Raw genomic sequence first — 16,681 nt, 5'->3', positions numbered from 1 at the left:
ATGCCGAGCCGCATCGACGCCACCTTCGCCCGCGCCCGCGCGGAGAACCGGTCCGTCCTCGTCACCTACGTGATGTCCGGCGATCCCGATCCCGCGACCTCGCTCGAGGTCCTGAAGGCGCTGCCGGGCGCCGGCGCCGACATCCTGGAATTCGGCCTGCCGTTCACCGACCCGATGGCGGACGGCCCGGCGATCCAGGCGGCCGGCCTGCGGGCGCTCAAGGCGGGCCAGACGGTGTCGGGCACCCTCGACCTCGTGCGCCGCTTCCGCGCCGGCAACGACACCACGCCAATCGTGCTGATGGGGTACTACAACCCGATCCACACCTACGGCGTCGACCGCTTCCTCGACGACGCGCTGGCGGCCGGCGTCGACGGGCTGATCGTCGTCGATCTCCCGCCCGAGGAGGATTCCGAGCTGTGCCTGCCGGCCCTCGGCAAGGGCCTCGCCTTCATCCGCCTCGCCACGCCCACCACCGACGAGCGGCGCCTGCCGGCCGTCCTCGCGAACACGGCGGGCTTCGTCTACTACGTGTCGATCACCGGCATCACCGGGACGGCGACCCCGGATTTCGGCAAGGTCTCCGAGGCGGTCGCCCGCATCCGGCGCCACACCGAGCTGCCCGTCGTCGTGGGGTTCGGCGTCAAGACCGGCGCCCACGCGGCGGCGATCGCCGAAGGTGCCGACGGCGTCGTGGTCGGCTCCGCGCTCGTGGACGCCCTGGTGCGCTCCCTCGACGGCGAGGGCCGGGCGCAGGCCGGAAGCGTCGAGGCCGTGACGGAGCTGGTGCGAGAACTCGCCGCGGGCGTGCGGTCGGCGGGCGTCGGACGGGCCGCCTGACGGGCGGACCGGGCACCCCTGGCGGCGGCGCGCGCCGCACCTGATATCTGCGCGGGCTTGAAGCGGACGGACGCAAGTCGATGGTCGAACCGATGAACTGGATCTCGGAGGTGGTGCGCCCCCGGATCAAGACCTTGTTCAAGCGCGAGACGCCCGAGAACCTCTGGGTCAAGTGCCCGGACACGGGGCAGATGGTGTTCCACAAGGAGGTGGAGGCCAATCACTGGGTCATTCCCGGTTCCGAGCATCACCTGAAGATGGGCGCCCAGGCGCGCCTGAAGATGATGTTCGACGAGGGCACGTGGATCGACGTGGCCCTGCCCGAGGTCACCCCCGACCCGCTGAAGTTCCGCGACGAGAAGCGCTACGTCGACCGGCTCAAGGAGGCCCGGGCCAAGACCGGCCTGCAGGACGCGTTCAAGATCGGCTTCGGCCGGGTCGGCGGCCTTCCGATGACGCTGGCCGCGCAGGAATTCGGCTTCATGGCCGGGTCGCTCGGCATGGCGGCGGGCGAGGCCTTCGTGCGCGGCGCCGAGACGGCGCTGGAGAAGCGCACGCCCTACGTGCTGTTCGCGGCCTCCGGCGGCGCGCGCATGCAGGAGGGGATCCTGTCGCTGATGCAGATGCCGCGGACCACCGTGGCGGTGCGCCGGCTCAACGCGGCCCGGCTCCCCTACATCGTGGTGCTGACGAACCCGACCACGGGCGGCGTCACCGCCTCCTACGCGATGCTGGGCGACGTCCACCTCGCCGAGCCCGGCGCGCTGATCTGCTTCGCGGGACCGCGGGTGATCGAGCAGACGATCCGCGAGAAGCTGCCCGACGGCTTCCAGCGGGCGGAGTACCTGCGCGAGCACGGCATGGTCGATCAGGTGGTCCACCGGCACCAGCTCAAGGAGACGATCACGCGTCTCTGCAGCCTCCTGACCAACGTGTCCCAGGCCGGCGCGCCGGCCGCGGCCTCCGAGGCGGCCTGAGCCCGGCGATGGCCTCGTCCGACGCCCTGATGGCGCGCTTCCTGGCGCTCCACCCCCGCACCATCGACCTGTCGCTCGGGCGCATCGAGCGGCTGCTCGCGCGGCTCAACCATCCCGAGCGCCGCCTGCCGCCCGTGATCCACGTGGCCGGCACCAACGGCAAGGGCTCGACCATCGCGTTCATGCGGTCGATCCTGGAGGCCGGGGGCCTGGCCGCCCACGTCTACACCTCCCCGCACCTCGTCCGCTTCCACGAGCGGATGCGCATCGGCGGGATCGGCGGCGGGCACTTCGTGGACGAGGACCGCCTGGCCGACGCCTTCGCGCGCTGCGAGAGCGCCAATGCCGGCGAGCCGATCACGATGTTCGAGATCACCACGGCCGCGGCGTTCCTGCTCTTCTCGGAGAGCCCGGCCGACGTGCTGCTCCTGGAGGTCGGCCTCGGGGGCCGGCTCGACGCCACCAACGTCATCGACCGGCCGGCCTGCGCGGTGGTGACGCCGATCGGCCGCGACCATGCCGAGTATCTCGGCGACACGGTCGAGTCGGTCGCGACCGAGAAGGCCGGGATCTTCAAGCGCGGCTGCCCGGCGGTGATCGCCGCCCAGGACTACGCCGAGGCCGACGCCGTCCTCTGCCGGCGCGCGGAGGCCCTCGGGGCCGGGCCCGTGCTGGTGGGCAACCAGGACTTCTCCGTGCACGAGGAGCGCGGCCGGCTCGTCTACCAGGACGAGACCGACCTGTTCGACCTCCCGCGGCCGCGCCTCGCCGGGCGTCACCAGCTGGTCAACGCCGGAACCGCGATCACCGCGCTGCGCGCCGCCGGGTTCGGCGACATCGGGATCGCGGCCCTGGAGCGGGGCCTGACCGAGGTCGAGTGGCCGGGCCGGCTGCAGCGCCTCGGCCGCGGCCGGCTGGCCGCCCAGCTCGATCCCGGCACCGAGCTGTGGCTCGACGGCGGTCACAACATCGACGGCGGCCGGATCCTCGCAGCCGCCATGGCGGATCTCGGCGAGAAGAGCGACGTGCCGCTCGTCCTCGTGGTCGGCCTGCTCGGCACGAAGGACGCCGACGGGTTCCTGCGCAACTTCGTGGGCCTGGCCCGGGCCCTGGTGGCCGTCCCGATCACCGGGACCATGGCCGCGCGCCCGGCCGAGGAGGTGGCCCGGATCGGCGAGGATGTCGGCCTCAAGACCTACGCGGCGCCGAGCATCGAGGCGGCCCTCGCCCTCGTGCGGGACATCGCCTTCGAGCGCCCGCCGCGAATCCTGATCTGCGGATCGCTCTACTTGGCCGGCATGGTTCTCGCCGCCAACGACACGCCGCCGGTCTGAGTCGTCTCCAGTCTGGGAGCGCCGCGCGCGGCCGCTGTATCAAGTGGCCGGGAACCGGAGACCTGTGAAATCCGGATTCTGCATTCGAAAATCCGTCGAATCGCCGCAATCGCCCGGACGGACACCCGTCCACGGCCACGCTTTCCTCCCGCTGTGGCAGCTAAGCTACATCCTCGCGGGGCCCGATCGCATAGTTTCACCGGCGATCGGGCTTATGCTGGGGATCACAGTAATGAAGAAGCTTCTCACCTCTCTCGCGGCGTTCACCGCGCTCACGGCCGCCGCTTCGGCCGCCGACCTGCCGCGCCGCGCCGCGCCGCCGCCGGTGTTCACCCCCGTTCCGGTGTTCACCTGGACCGGCGCCTACTTCGGTATCAACGCCGGCTACGCGTTCGACGCCAGCAGCAACTCCACCCGCGGCTTCGTCCAGACGCCCGGCAACCCGGTCGCTCTGGTTCCGGGCGGTCTCGTCCCCTACCAGGCCCTGCTGCCGAACGGCTCGTCGCTGGTCTACAGCAACGACAGCCGCGAGGGTTTCTCGGGCGGTGGCCAGATCGGCTACAACTGGCAGCTGACCCCGGGCTCCGGCGCCGTGATCGGCTTCGAGGCTGACGCCCAGTACCTCGACTTCGGCCGTCGCGCCCGCTTCGCCACCAACGCCGTGGCGATCAACCCGGGCTTCATCCCGGTCAACGGCACGCTCAACACCATCGACTTCTTCGGCACCGTCCGCGGTCGTCTCGGCTGGGCCTTCGACCGGACCCTCGTGTACGCCACCGGCGGTTTCGCCTACGCCACCGGCACGGATGACGGCGCTCGCGTCGGCCTGCAGAACTTCGCCGGCCGCCGGAACGACTTCAAGACCGGCTGGACGGTCGGCGGCGGTGTCGAGTACGCCCTGCCCACCGACTCGTTCCTGAACTTCTTCCGCTCTTCGGCCGTCACGCTGAAGGTCGAAGGTCTGTACGTGAACCTCGACAACAACAACGGCCGCGCCCAGGCGCCGCTGGTTGGTGCTGCGATCTCCCCGGTCGGCCTCGTGCCGGTGTACTCGCTCGCCGGCGCCAGCCGGAACGAGAACGCCTTCGCCGTCGTCCGCGCCGGCCTGAACTACAAGTTCGGCTCGTACTGAGACGGAATACGGGATCCCGGGCCAAGCACCGGGATCCCGAAATAAAAAACTTGGGCTCGAAACCGAGAAAGCCCGGCCTCGCGGCCGGGCTTTCTTTTTGTCGTTCGGAACCGTGTGGCCGGTTCAGGCGGTCTGGGCGCCGATCCAGCGCGACAGGTCGCCCTTCGGTGCGGCGCCGACCTTCTGGTCCACGCGCTCGCCGTTCTTGAAGAGCAGCAGCGTCGGGATCGAGCGGATGCCGTACTGGGCGGCGATCTGCGGGTTCTCGTCGACGTTGACCTTGGCGATCTTCACCTTGCCCTGCAGGTCGGTCGCGATCTCCTCGAGGGCCGGGCCGATCTGACGGCAGGGGCCGCACCACTCCGCCCAGAAATCCACCACGACGGGCTCGGCGGACTTGAGAACGTCCTGCTCGAAGCTCGCGTCGGTTACTTTCACCGTCGCCATAACGTCACCTTTCGGAATCCGCCGCCCGTCGGGCGGCGTCGAACGGGCAGAGGCCCGCGCGGTCCGGTCAGAATTGGCGACGGCCCGGCGCCCGGTCAAGAAGTCCGGTCGCCGGCGGAGGGCGGCGGTGCCCGGGACGCACGGCTCTCTCGGTGAATCGCCGCGCCGCGACGTGCGCTGGCGCATGCGGACCGCTTCCGGGCACGCGCCCCGGGGCACGGGTCACGCCTCGATCCCGATCCGGTCCAGGGCCGTCGCGACGTCGTCGGAATCGAGGGCGCGGATCACCGGCCCCGAGGTCCAGACGAGAATCGGCCGGATCGTCCGGCCCGGGTAGATCTGCGCGAGGAGGCGCGCGTAGAGGGCGATCTGGCCGGCCTCCGCGGCGGGCAGCGGCGCGCCGGGCTCGGGCGGGCGCCCGGTCTTGAAGTCGGCGAGGTGCACCATGTCCGCCGTCACGGCGAGGCGGTCGACGCGCCCCTGGACCACCCTCTCTGTCCCGCCGGCACGGACACGCCCCGACAGCGCCACCTCCGCGCGGGCGTCCCGGGCGAAGAGCGGCGCGAGGTCGGGGGCGTCGATGATCCGGAGGACCGACCGGACGATCGCGGGCGCGGCCGCGCGCGGCAGACCGGGCGCCCGGGCCTGCACGAAGGCGCGCCCGGCCGTCTCCCGGCGGTCCGGCTCGACCCGGGGCAGGTGCTGCAGCAGGGCGTGTGTCAGGATCCCGCGGCGCCGGGCCTGCGCGTCGGCGAGGCGCGGCGGCGGCACGCGCGCGCCGTCCGCCGCCTGCAGGGCGCCGGACGGGTTCAGGGTCTCGGGGGTCGGTTCCGGCGGCACCGGGCCGCGCAGCCAGTCGGGCTCCGACCCGGCCTCCGCTCCGGCAGACGCGGCACCCGCGGCGGGGGCGGGATCCGGCGGGGCGCCGTCCTGCCAGAGGGTCGCGGGCCCGTAGGGGAGTTCCAGCGCCCGGCCGGCGCCGAGTGCCGCCTCCAGGCCGGCCTGGATCATCCGGCACCACGCCGCCTCGGTCTCGCGCTCGTGGCCGCGGAAGGGCGCCACGATCAGCCGGTCGGCCGCGCGGGTCATGGCGACGTAGAGCAGGCGGTTGTGCTCCTGGCGGGCCTTGGCGAGCAGGGCCGCCCGCGCCGCGTCGGTGGCGGCGCAGTCCTGCGTCCGCCCGCCCGACCAGACCGGCGGCAGGGCGATCTCCGTCGCCGGGAGCGGCAGGAGGGGCGGATCGTTGCGGCCGAGGGGCTCGCACCCGTCGAGGATCACCACGACCGGCGCCTCCAGGCCCTTGGCGCCGTGGACCGTCATGACCCGGACCTCGTCGCGGCCCGATTCGAGGTCGCGCTTGACCGTGTGGCCGGCCTCGGCCCCGACGTAGCGGGCGAGGAAGCCGCCCAGCGACGGCGCGTCCTCGCCGGTCTCGGCCTGGGCGGCGGCGGCGAGGAACACGTCGATCGCGTCCCCGGCCTCGCCGCCGAGGCGGGCGACCAGCTTGGCCCGGCCGCCCTGCGGCCCGAGGAGCCGGGCGTAGAAGCCGAACGGGCCGTGGAGCCCCGCCAGGGCGATCCAGCCCGACAGGGCCTCGAGCCCGCGCCGCGCGGCCGCGTCGCCCGCCGCGGCGTGGCGGTGCAGGGCATCCTCCAGGGTCTCGGCGAGGTCGCGGCGGGCGGCGATCCGCACGAGGTCCTCGTCGGTGAGCCCGACGAGCGGCGTCTTGAGGGCGGTGGCGAGGGTCAGGTCGTCGGCCGGCAGGAGGCCCGCCCGGCCGGCGGCGACCAGGTCGGCCACCGCGATGTGGGCGGAGACCTCGAGCCGGTCCTGCCCGGCGACCGGGACGCCGAGCCCCTTCAGGGCGCGGATCACCTCCTCGAAGGCCGGCCCGCGCTTCCGGACCAGGATCAGGACGTCCCCGGGGCGCCAGATCCGGCCGGTCGCGTCCCCCGCGGTGGTCCAGGCGCGCACCGCCTGCGCCACCCGGCGGGCGGTGACGATCGCGGGAGCGCTGGTCTCGGGCGCGTCCACGGGGGCGGTCCAGGCATCGGGCTCCGCGGCCGGCTCCGGCTCGGCGATCGGCCACAGCTCGACGGCGCCGGGCGCGCCCGGGCGGGCGCTGGCGTGGACGGTCGTGCGCACCGTGTCCTCGAACGACAGGCCCTCGTTGTGGGCGTCGAGGGCGAAGACCGCGTCGACGGCGCGCAGGACGAGGCCGGTCGAGCGGAACGACAGGGTGAGCGGCACGTCCTCGAAGGTCAGTCCGGCCGAGCGCGATTCCGCGATCCAGGACGCGCGGGTCAGGGCGAATTCCCGCGGCTCCGCGCCCTGGAAGCCGTAGATCGACTGCTTGGGGTCGCCCACCGCGAAGCGCGTGCGGCTGCCGGACCGCGCGCCCTCGCCGGCGGCGAATTCCTGCGTGATCGCCCGCAGGATCGCCCACTGCTCCGGGTTCGTGTCCTGCGCCTCGTCGACGAGGACGTGGTCGATGCCGCGGTCGAGCTTGTACAGGACCCAGCCGGCGCCGACGCGGCCGAGCAGGTCCAGCGCCTTGTGGATCAGGTCGTCGAAGTCGAGGGCGCCGAGGCGCGCCTTCTGAGCCTCGACGCGGCGGTGGATCTCGGCGGCGATCTGGAACAGCGCCTGGGTGCGGGCGTGGGCCCGGGCGGCGCGCAGGCGGTCGAACAGCGGATCCAGCCGGTCCCGCTCGGCGAGCAGCGCCGCCTTGGCGCCGGCCGGCACGCCCTTGGTCCCGAGGCTGCTGTCGGCCTTGGGCTCGTCCTTCTGGGTGAAGAAGACCGCGCGGTAGAGGGCGAGCGCCTCGGCCCGGTCGGGAAGGTCCGCCGCGCGGAGCCGCTCGGCCTCGGCGGCTTCGAGCGCGTCGGCGAGCTTCTCGTCGTTGGCCTTGCCGGTGCGCAGCGCCGCGACCAGCGCGGCGCGCTCCTCCGGGCGGCACCCGGGACCGCCCTCGAGGATCCCGGCCTCGATCCGCTCGGCGGATTCCTCGGCCGCCAGTCCCAGCGCCCCGTGCAGCCGCCCGAAGGCCCGCTCCAGGCCGGCGGCGTCGCCGATGAAGCTCCGCGCCCGCATGGCCGCCCGGATCGCCGCCCGCAGGGTGTCGCCCGTGGCTTCCGGCGTGACCCGCGCGAGGGCCGCGCTGAGCGGCGTGTCGCCGTTCGCGACGGCGTCGGCCAGGACGTTGGCCATCTCGATGTCGAACAGTTCCCGGGCCTTGGCCTCGTCGAGCACCACGAAGCGGGCCGGCACGTTCGCCTCGAAGGGGAACATGTGGAGCAGCCGCTCGCACAGGGCGTGCAGCGTCTCGATCTTGAGGCCGCCCGGCGTCTCGACCGCCCGGGCGAAGAGGCGGCGCGCCAGGCGCAGGCGCTCGGGCCCGGCGCGCTCACCGGTGAGCTCGGCGAGTTCGGCGGCGAGGGTCTCGTCGTCCAGCGTGACCCAGCGGCCGAGCAGCCGGAAGACGCGGATCGCCATGTTGGCCGCGGCGGCCTTGGTGAAGGTCAGGCAGAGGATCCGGCCGGGCGGCGCCTCGTCGAGGAGCAGCCGGACCACCCGGTCGGTGAGGACCTTGGTCTTGCCCGCGCCGGCGTTGGCCGAGACCCAGGCCGAGGCGCGCGGGTCGGCCGCCCGACGCTGGTTGGCGCGGGTCAGGTCGTCGACGACGAAGGGGGCGGGGGCGTGCGGGGTGGCGCTGCTCAACGGTCCGGTCCGGCTCGGCTGCCGGCTCTCTCTACAACAGAAACGCGCCCGCGGGCCCGCCAAGGCGTCACACCGGCCCTCGCGGGATTGCCCCCGGCGCGGCGCCGTCCCATGGATGCAGACGATCCCTTCCGCGCACACCGAACACGCCCGTGACCCAGCCGACATCCGAGCCGGCGCGCCCGCCGATCCGCTTCCGCGGCCGCTCCTTCATGGCCACCGTCCTGGCGCCGATCCCCCCGGTCGCCGACTGGTTCGGCGACCTCGACGCCCTCAACCGCCGTGCCCCGAACTTCTTCGCCGGCCGGCCGGTGATCCTCGACCTGTCCGGATTGCGGCTCAACCGCGAGGATCTCGACGGTCTGCTCGCCGAGCTGGCCGCCCGCAACATCCCGATCCTGGGGATCGAGGGCGCGGCGCCGTCGCTCCTGGATTCCGCGACCCCGCCGGCCCTGTCGGGCGGGCGCCCCGCGGGGGAGATCGCCGCCCCGGACGAGTCGGCCGCGGACGCGCCCGCGCCGGCCGAGCCGCAGGCCCGGGAGACGGCCCGCTCGCTGATCCTCGACGCGCCCGTGCGCTCCGGCCAGACCGTCCTGCACCTCGAGGGCGACGTCACGGTGCTGGGCGCCGTGGCGTCGGGCGCCGAGGTCATCGCGGGCGGCTCGATCCACGTCTACGGCGCCCTGCGCGGCCGCGCGATCGCGGGCGCCGCCGGCAACCCGACGGCGCGGATCTGGTGCCGGCGGTTCGAGCCGGAGCTGGTCGCGATCGACGGTCTCTACCGCGCCGCCGACGACCTCGACCCGGCCTTCCGGGGGCAGGCCGTGGAGGTGCGGCTGCTGGAGGACGCGATCAAGCTGAACCTGTTCGAGCGAGGTTGAGAGGCTTCGCAGCTCCGGCGTTCGGGCCGTCGGTTAACGGCCTTTCCGCCCGCGCAGAACCCACGGAGACTGGGGCCGAGCCCCCCGCGACGCGCGCCCGAGGGCGTGAGACCATCCTCCGCTGCCCCGATACAAGGATCCCGGCAGAATTTGCCGACCGGATCAGAAACTTAACCCTTCGGTAACCATACCCGCCGTCAATGGTCCGGTAAGGACTCTTAACGGGCGGACATGAGCGACACCCTCCCCGAGCCGATCGACCCGGAGACCGCCACAGCGGCGGCTCCTTCCGCGCCCCGGCCGCTCAGCCTGCGCGGGCGGGCCTTCAAGGCCCTGGCCCTCTCCCCCGAGCCGCCGCTCCCCGAGTGGCTCGCGGGCCTCGACGCGGCGCTCAAGCGCTCGCCGACCCTGCTGAAAGGCCGGGCCGTCATCCTGGACTGCGCCCAGCTCAAGCCCGAGCCGGACGCGCTCGAGACGCTCATGAACGAGCTCAAGGCCCGCGGCATCGCGGTCCTGGGCATCGAGGGGGCCGACGCGGTGGTGGACGGCCTGCCGCCGCTGCTGGTCAAGGGGCACCCGTCCGAGACGATCGAGATCCCGAGCGTCCCGGCCGAGCCGGAGCCGCAGGTGGTCACCTCGATCACCGTCGAGGGCTCGGTCCGCTCCGGACAGAGCGTCATCAACCCGACCGGCGACGTGACCGTGATGGGGTCCGTCTCCTCCGGGGCCGAGATCCTGGCCGGCGGCTCCATCCACGTCTACGGCGCCCTGCGCGGTCGCGCGATCGCCGGAGCCGCGCGTAACCCGCGCGCACGAATCTACTGCCGCAAATTCGAACCCGAGTTGCTGGGGATCGACCGCCTCGTGCGGACGGCGGAGGACATGGGCACGGCCCTGCGCGGCAAGGCCGCCCAGGTCTGGCTCGATGGCGGCAACATCCGAATGGCAAGCCTGGATTAAGGGAGATCGACGCGTGGCAAAGGTTCTCGTCGTCACATCGGGCAAGGGCGGCGTCGGCAAGACGACGACGACCGCAGCCCTCGGAGCGGCCCTGGCCCAGGGCGGGCAGAGCGTGTGCGTCGTCGACTTCGACGTCGGCCTGCGCAACCTCGACCTCGTCATGGGCGCCGAGCGCCGGGTCGTCTACGACCTCATCAACGTGGTCAACGGCGACGCCAAGCTCCCGCAGGCGCTGATTAAGGACAAGCGGCTCGAGACCCTGCACCTGCTGCCGGCCTCGCAGACCCGCGACAAGGACGCGCTCACCGACGAGGGCGTGGCCCGGGTGATGGACGAGCTGCGCGCGAAGTTCGACTGGGTGATCTGCGACTCCCCCGCCGGCATCGAGCGCGGCGCCCAACTCGCCATGCACCACGCCGACGTGGCGGTGGTCGTGACCAACCCCGAGGTCTCCTCGGTGCGCGACTCCGACCGGATCATCGGCCTCCTCGATTCCAAGACCGCCAAGGCGGAGAAGGGCGAGGACATCGAGAAGCACCTGATCCTCACCCGCTACGACCCGATGCGGGCCGACCGCGGCGACATGCTCAAGACCGAGGACGTGCTCGACATCCTGTCGATCCCGCTGCTCGCGATCATCCCGGAGAGCCAGGAGGTGCTGCGCGCCTCGAACCTCGGCTGCCCGGTGACGCTGAACAACCCGCTCTGCGCCCCGGCGCGGGCCTATGCCGACGCGGCCCGCCGGCTCAAGGGCGAGTCCGTGCCGATGAGCCTGCCGGTCGAGCGCAAGTCCTTCCTCGACAAGCTGTTCATGCGGAGGGCGGCGTGAGCATCCTGGGACTGTTCCAGAAGCGCAGCTCCGGCGCGGTCGCCCGCGACCGCCTGCAGCTGATCCTCGCCCACGAGCGCGCGGAGTCGGGTCGCCCCGACCTCGTGATCCAGCTCCGGGAGGAGATCCTGGCGGTGATCGCCAACCACGTCGCGGTGGAGCCCGACAAGGTGAAGGTCACCCTGGAGCGCGGCGAGGGTGTCTCGACCCTCGGCCTCGACATCGAGCTTCCGCTCGGTGCCTCGGGCAAGCTCGACGCCAAGCTGGCCGCGAAGCTCGCCGAGGTCGCCGCCAAGAAGGGGGCCGCCAAGCCGGCCTCCTCCAAGAAGGCCGCTTGAGCCGGGCGGGGAGCGTCCCCGCCGGCACGGAGATCCACGCGCCGCGCCCGGTCCGCCGGGTGCGGCTTCGTCGTTCCTTCCACGAACTCCGGTCCCGACTCTCGACCGGGCGCCCCGTCGCGCCATCTCGGAAACCCGGGGGAGGCCGATGAGAGGATCGCCATGCCGAGCGCCACGACTGACGACGGGATACGGCTCCACTACGAGGAGAGCGGCCAGGGGACGCCGCTGATCTTCGTCCACGAGTTCGCCGGCGATCACCGCAGCTACGAGGCGCAGCTGCGCCATTTCGGCCGGCGCTACCGCGCGGTCGCGTTCAACGCCCGGGGCTACCCGCCCTCCGACGTTCCGGAGGCCGTCTCGGCCTACGCGCAGGCGCGCGCCGCCGACGACATCCTGGCCGTCCTTGACCATCTCGGCGCGCCGAAGGCCCACGTCGCCGGCATCTCCATGGGTGCCTTCGCGACCCTGCATTTCGGCCTGCGGCACCCCGACCGCGCGCTGTCGCTGTGCCTCGGCGGCTGCGGCTACGGCGCGGAGCCCGAGCGGCAGGCGCTGTTCCGCGCCGAGGCGGACGCCACCGCCGCGATGCTCCTCCGCGACGGCATGGCGGCCTTCGCGGAGCGCTACGCCGTCGGGCCGACGCGGGTGCAGTTCGAGACCAAGGACCCGCGCGGGCACGCCGAGTTCAGGCGGATGCTCGCCGAGCATTCGGCCCTCGGCTCGGCCAACACCCAGGCCGGCGTGCAGAAGGGGCGGCCGTCGCTCTACGATCTCACGGACGAGCTGGGGCGCATGACCGTCCCGACCCTGATCGTTGCCGGCGACGAGGACTGGCCCTGCCTCACCCCGAGCCTGATGCTCAAGCGGGTCATCCCCTCCGCCGCCCTCGCCATGCTGCCCAATACCGGCCACGCCCTCTCGGTCGAGGAGCCCGACGCCTACAACCGCCTGCTGGACGACTTCCTGGCGCAGGTGGAGAGCGGCCGCTGGCCGATGCGCGACCCCCGGGCGATCTCGGCGACGATCACCGGGATCAGGGGCTGACCGGCGCGCGGGGAATCAGCCGGAAGCGCGCCGGGCGATCGGGCTGGGTCGTCACGACCGCCTGGGGCAGCACCGGCTCGCGCTCGTCGAGCACCAGCCGGAACCGCTGGAGCACCCGCGCCAGGGAGAGGACGGCCTCGCTCAGGGCGAACTGCGCGCCGATGCAGACCCGCGGGCCGGCCCCGAAGGGCAGGTAGGCGAAGCGCCGCGGGGCCTGGGCGCCGGGCAGGAAGCGGCCCGGATCGAACGCGTCCGGGTCCGGCCAGAGCGACCGGTGGCGGTGCAGCACCCAGGGGCTCACCATAACGATGTCGCTCGCCTTCACGGCGTGGCCCGCCACTGTGTCCGGGCCCAGCGCCCGCCGGACGACCACGAAGGCCGCCGGGTACAGGCGCAGGGTCTCGTCGATCACCGCGCGGGTGAGCGGCAGCCGCCCGTCGCTCTGGCAGCCGGTGGGGTCGGCGAGGTCGGCGGCCCGCGCCTCGGCGGCGACCCGCTCCTGCACCTCCGGCGCGAGGGCCAGCAGGTAGGCCGCCCAGAACAGCGTGCCGGCCGTGGTCTCGTGGCCCGCCAGGATCATGGTGGCGACCTGGTCGCGCAGCTCGTCGGGCGTGAAGGCGGCGCCGGTATCGGGATTGCGCGCGGCCGCGAGCAGGTCGAGCAAATCGCCCGAGCGGGACCTGTCCCCCTCGACCGCCCGGCGCGCCGCGATGATCCGGTCGAGGAAGGGGATCCACCGGCGCCGGAACCGGCGGCGCGACCAGTCGAGGGGCACCGGCCAGCCCGGGGGGGTAACGATGTCGAGGAGGTGCGGCCGCCCCATCCGCTCGGCGTATTCGGCGATGAACTGGCGCAGCTCGGCGCCGTGCTGGTCCATCCCCACCGAGAACATGGCGCGCCCGGCGATCTCGAGGGCGAGCCGGTAGAAGGACGTGAACAGGTCGACCGGCCCCGCCGCGGCCTCGGCGGCGATGCGCTCCATCCCGTCGGTCACGGCGGCGGCGATGTGGGGCACGAGGCCGTCGATCGCCCGCGGCGTGAAGGCCGGCGCCAGGGTGCGCCGCTGGTGCCGCCACGCCGAGCCCTCGCTGATCAGGAGCCCGTCGCCGAGGATCGGGCGCAGGATGCGGGTCGTCCCGGTGGTGCGGGCGTAGTTCGCCTGATTCTCGACGAGCACCCGGCGGATCGCCTCGGGGTCGTTCAGCACGAAGCTCGACCGCCCGAGCAGGCCCCGGCGGGTGACCGGCTCCTCGAAGGCGCGCCGGGGGAAGCCCGCGAGCGCGTTGTCGCGGATCGACCGCAGGTAGGCGGGCAGCGGCAGCTCGCGCTCGGGCGGGGCGCGGTGCGGCGGCACCACGCGCGGCGTCCCGGCGAGGCTCGGGATCGTCCGGTCCGGGGTCGCGGTGGCGTCCGAGAATGTTGGCATGGGGTGCCATCCTGTGCCGGAGACGGGCAGCCCTGTAAACCGCCGGCCGCGCCCCGCGCGGACCGGTCACGCTTACGTCATTCCGCCGCCGCGCGCAGGCGCGCTTCGGCACTCCGGTCGGCACTCTGGATCGGCAGGCGCGCGGGGAACCGGGCCGGATCGGATTCCGGCGACAGGCTCGCCACGAGGCTCGCCCGGGGCAGGGCGGTCTCGGTCACGTCGAGCAGCGTGTCGACGCCCCGCTCCAGGTGCTCGTCCACCCGGTCGACCACGAGGATCTCCGGCTCGCGCAGGATCGCCCGCGCGAGGCCGACCCGCACTCGCACGCGCTCGGCGAGCGCCTGCCCGCGGTTGCCGACCTCCTTCTCGAGGCCGCGCCGCTGGATCGGCCGCTCCAGGTCGAACTCCCGGAACACCGCGCGGGCCTCCTTCTGGATCAGCGCCTCGCCGTGCATCCGCGCCGTGTCGATGCGGCCGAACAGCAGGTTGTCGAGGACGGTGCTGCGCGGGTTGATCCGGTTGGGGTCGTAGGATTCGACGTCGCAGCCGTCGTCGCCGTGCATGAAGCCCTGCACGACCGCCCGCGCGCCGACCATGCGCTTGGCCAGGGTCTCGTCGAGCAGCCCGAAGCGCATCCGCGGCTCGACATAGGCGAGGGCCAGCGCCAGGAAGGCCACGCTGTCGGTCTCGCTCAGCCGCCCGTCCTCGGGCAGGCGCGCGAGCCGGCGCAGGTAGTCGGGCAGCGCGTCCGGGGTGATCAGCGAGAACCGCCGGAACAGCGGGTGACCCGGCGGCACGTCGGCGAAGATGTCCTTGAGGTTGCTGGCGATGGCGACGCCCATCCGGTCGAGCTCGTCGAGGAGCTTCACCTTCTCCAGCGCGTCGCGGAACAGGGGGACGCCGGCGAGGCGGCGCGGATCCGTCAGCGTCGGGTCGCGGGGGACGCCGAACAGCAGGTTCTCCCCGACGGTGGCCTGCTCGTTGTAGTGGCCCCGGGCGAAGGGGATCACGAGGTCGGCGAGACCCTTCTGGGCGAAATGCTCGCGCAGGTGCTCCCGCGCCGCGATCATGCGCTGGCCCACCGGCGTGTCGTGGGCGACCGAACTCAGGGCGCCGAGCCCGAACCGGTAGAGCTCGTCGCCGAGGTCGAGCCGGCCGAGCAGGTCCAGCAGGCGCTCGTCGAGCTCGTCGGCATCCCGGACGCCGAGGCGCTTGAAGTCGATCCAGGGGTCCTCGACGCTGTCGCAGGGGTTGCCGGTCTTCACCGCCTCGTTGATCCGCGCCTTGCTGAGGTCGAGGCTCTTGGTGCGCAGCGGGTGCACGCGCAGCCCGTAGAGGACGTTGTCGCGCAGCGTCCCGGGGAACAGCACGGGCTGGACGCCCGCGTAGGCGATGCGCCGCGCGTGGTCGCGGCGCGGCAGCGTCGAGAGGTCGTGCTCGCCGATCCGGATCGTGCCCCCGGGCGGCGACTGGAGCCCGGCGAGCACGCGGACGAATTCCTGCGCGATCGCCCCGGGCGGGACCAGGGCGACCTGCCCGGGGAGGCGCACCTCCACGTCGCCGACCTCGATCAGGGAGCCGCCCTGCGGATCGCGCAGCTGCAGGCCCTCCAGCCGCAGCGGCCCGCCGAGCCGGGGCGCCGCGCGCTCGGATTCGTGCTCGGCCGGCAGGAGGCGCTGCGGGCCGAAATGCGCCGCCACGGTCTCGTACTTGACCTCGACGTCGAGGCGCTGCTGATCCCAGTCGATCAGCTCCTTGAGGGGCGGCGGCAGGTCCCGGTAGGCGGCCAGGACCGCCACGAGCTGGCCGATGTCGAGCTGGCCCTTCAGGGCGAAGTAGCCGCCGATCGCGTAGAACAGGAACGGCGTCACCTGCGCCAGCAGGTTGTTGAGGTATTTGACCGCGAACTTGCGGCGGTAGATCCGCAGGCGCAGGTCGTAGAGCCGGTAGAGGCGGCCGCCGATCTCCGCGCGTTCCCAGCGGCCGGTGTCGTTCAGCGTCACCGCCTGCAGGCCGTCGAGCACCTCGGCGACGCGCCCGGCCAGGGCGCGGGACGCGATCTGACGCTGGCGGCTGAGACGGATGATCTCTCGCCGCAGCCGCGGGATCACGGTCATCTGCACGGCGACCATGCCGCCGGCCGCGATGCCGAGCCAGATGTTCTGCATCATGATGAAGGCCAGCGCCGTCGCGGCCTGCGTGCCCAGGAACACCGGCACCACGATCGCGTCGCCGATGAAGGAGCCGATCGGCTCGACCTCGTCCCGGATGATCGTCGCGGTCTCGGAGGATTTCACCTCCCGCTGCGTCTCCGGGGAGAAGCGCAGCATCAGCGAGAACAGCTGGAACCGCAGGCGGCGCAGCATCCGCTCGCCGAGAATGCCCTTCTGGAGGTTGATCCAGAACTTGAACGCGCCGTTGATCAGGACGAGGCTGAGGAACAGCGTCGACAGGCTGAGCAGCAGCTCGAACCGGTCGAGCTGGAACCCCTCGAACAGGTGCGTCTTGCCGCCGCCCAGGAAGGCGGGCCACTCGACGGTGAGCTCGAGGAACGGCGCGGTCGCCTCGCCGTGCGCGTAGGCCTTCCCCGTGATCGCGTCGTTGACGATGCGCTTCGGCAGGTCGAGCGAGGCGAAATAGAACGGGAGCGACGCCAGCACGACGGCGCAGATCCGGAGCTGCGCGACCTTGGAGTAGCGCCAGATATACGGGAACAGCCGCGGCTCAAGCGCGCGCATCGTGTCCTTCCG

General features: G+C 72.9%; 13 protein-coding genes. 9 read left to right on the top strand and 4 right to left on the bottom strand.

Annotated elements, in window-relative coordinates; all coding sequences use genetic code 11:
• The 4 genes from trpA (at position 1) to ACQKQD_RS22485 (ending at position 4,283) form a co-directional block, all read left to right on the top strand.
• Positions 1 to 840 carry a tryptophan synthase subunit alpha gene (gene trpA, locus ACQKQD_RS22500; RefSeq protein WP_091927169.1) on the top strand — a complete coding sequence of 280 codons (840 nt, stop codon included), beginning with the start codon at positions 1 to 3 and terminating at the stop codon, positions 838 to 840.
• A gap of 80 nt (positions 841 to 920) precedes the next feature.
• Positions 921 to 1,817, top strand: a complete 897-nt coding sequence (gene accD / locus ACQKQD_RS22495; protein ID WP_056533173.1) for an acetyl-CoA carboxylase, carboxyltransferase subunit beta — start codon at positions 921 to 923, stop codon at positions 1,815 to 1,817.
• Between the two features lie 8 nt (positions 1,818 to 1,825).
• A complete protein-coding gene (locus ACQKQD_RS22490) occupies positions 1,826 to 3,151 on the top strand; it encodes a bifunctional folylpolyglutamate synthase/dihydrofolate synthase (protein WP_091978186.1) in 1,326 nt (441 codons plus the stop codon).
• A 232-nt stretch (positions 3,152 to 3,383) separates the two neighbouring features.
• On the top strand, positions 3,384 to 4,283 hold the full coding sequence (locus ACQKQD_RS22485) for an outer membrane protein (RefSeq protein WP_020093042.1): 900 nt from the start codon (positions 3,384 to 3,386) through the stop codon (positions 4,281 to 4,283).
• A 123-nt stretch (positions 4,284 to 4,406) separates the two neighbouring features.
• Here the strand turns inward: ACQKQD_RS22485 and trxA are convergent, their stop codons facing one another.
• Both trxA and addA read right to left on the bottom strand, forming a co-directional pair.
• Positions 4,407 to 4,730, bottom strand: coding sequence for a thioredoxin (gene trxA, locus ACQKQD_RS22480; RefSeq protein WP_010682902.1), 324 nt, complete (start codon positions 4,728 to 4,730; stop codon positions 4,407 to 4,409).
• A 222-nt stretch (positions 4,731 to 4,952) separates the two neighbouring features.
• Complete coding sequence (gene addA / locus ACQKQD_RS22475; protein WP_427509605.1) at positions 4,953 to 8,450, bottom strand: double-strand break repair helicase AddA; 3,498 nt, start codon at positions 8,448 to 8,450, stop codon at positions 4,953 to 4,955.
• Positions 8,451 to 8,662: 212 nt separating this feature from the next.
• On the opposite strand from addA, the gene minC (ACQKQD_RS22470) reads away from it, so the two are divergent.
• The 5 genes from minC (ACQKQD_RS22470) to ACQKQD_RS22450 all read left to right on the top strand — a co-directional run bounded on the left by minC (ACQKQD_RS22470) (position 8,663) and on the right by ACQKQD_RS22450 (position 12,505).
• A complete protein-coding gene (gene minC, locus ACQKQD_RS22470) occupies positions 8,663 to 9,331 on the top strand; it encodes a septum site-determining protein MinC (protein ID WP_056533382.1) in 669 nt (222 codons plus the stop codon).
• Positions 9,332 to 9,562: 231 nt separating this feature from the next.
• Complete coding sequence (gene minC / locus ACQKQD_RS22465) at positions 9,563 to 10,291, top strand: septum site-determining protein MinC (protein ID WP_020093045.1); 729 nt, start codon at positions 9,563 to 9,565, stop codon at positions 10,289 to 10,291.
• Positions 10,292 to 10,304: 13 nt separating this feature from the next.
• The gene (gene minD / locus ACQKQD_RS22460; protein ID WP_020093046.1) at positions 10,305 to 11,120 is read left to right on the top strand and encodes a septum site-determining protein MinD; all 816 of its coding nucleotides are present in this window, start codon (positions 10,305 to 10,307) and stop codon (positions 11,118 to 11,120) included.
• Positions 11,117 to 11,458: a cell division topological specificity factor MinE gene (gene minE / locus ACQKQD_RS22455; RefSeq protein ID WP_042672278.1), complete on the top strand. Its 342-nt coding sequence runs from the start codon at positions 11,117 to 11,119 to the stop codon at positions 11,456 to 11,458. The genes minD and minE overlap by 4 nt, the downstream gene beginning before the upstream one ends.
• Positions 11,459 to 11,620: 162 nt before the next feature.
• On the top strand, positions 11,621 to 12,505 hold the full coding sequence (locus ACQKQD_RS22450) for an alpha/beta fold hydrolase (protein WP_091927166.1): 885 nt from the start codon (positions 11,621 to 11,623) through the stop codon (positions 12,503 to 12,505).
• Here ACQKQD_RS22450 and ACQKQD_RS22445 read toward each other — a convergent pair.
• Together ACQKQD_RS22445 and ACQKQD_RS22440 are read right to left on the bottom strand one after the other, a co-directional pair.
• Positions 12,495 to 13,931, bottom strand: a complete 1,437-nt coding sequence (locus ACQKQD_RS22445) for a cytochrome P450 (RefSeq protein WP_103985236.1) — start codon at positions 13,929 to 13,931, stop codon at positions 12,495 to 12,497. The two genes, ACQKQD_RS22450 and ACQKQD_RS22445, sit on opposite strands and share 11 nt — an antisense overlap.
• A gap of 77 nt (positions 13,932 to 14,008) precedes the next feature.
• Positions 14,009 to 16,669, bottom strand: a complete 2,661-nt coding sequence (locus tag ACQKQD_RS22440; protein ID WP_427509604.1) for an ABC transporter transmembrane domain-containing protein — start codon at positions 16,667 to 16,669, stop codon at positions 14,009 to 14,011.
• Between the last annotated feature and the right edge of the window lie 12 nt (positions 16,670 to 16,681).

The sequence above is a fragment of the Methylobacterium sp. NPDC080182 genome (assembly GCF_050281105.1).
In the GTDB taxonomy this organism is placed as follows: Bacteria; Pseudomonadota; Alphaproteobacteria; order Rhizobiales; family Beijerinckiaceae; genus Methylobacterium.
Note: the sequence above shows the minus strand (reverse complement) of the source record. Positions and strands in the feature narration are given on the sequence as shown.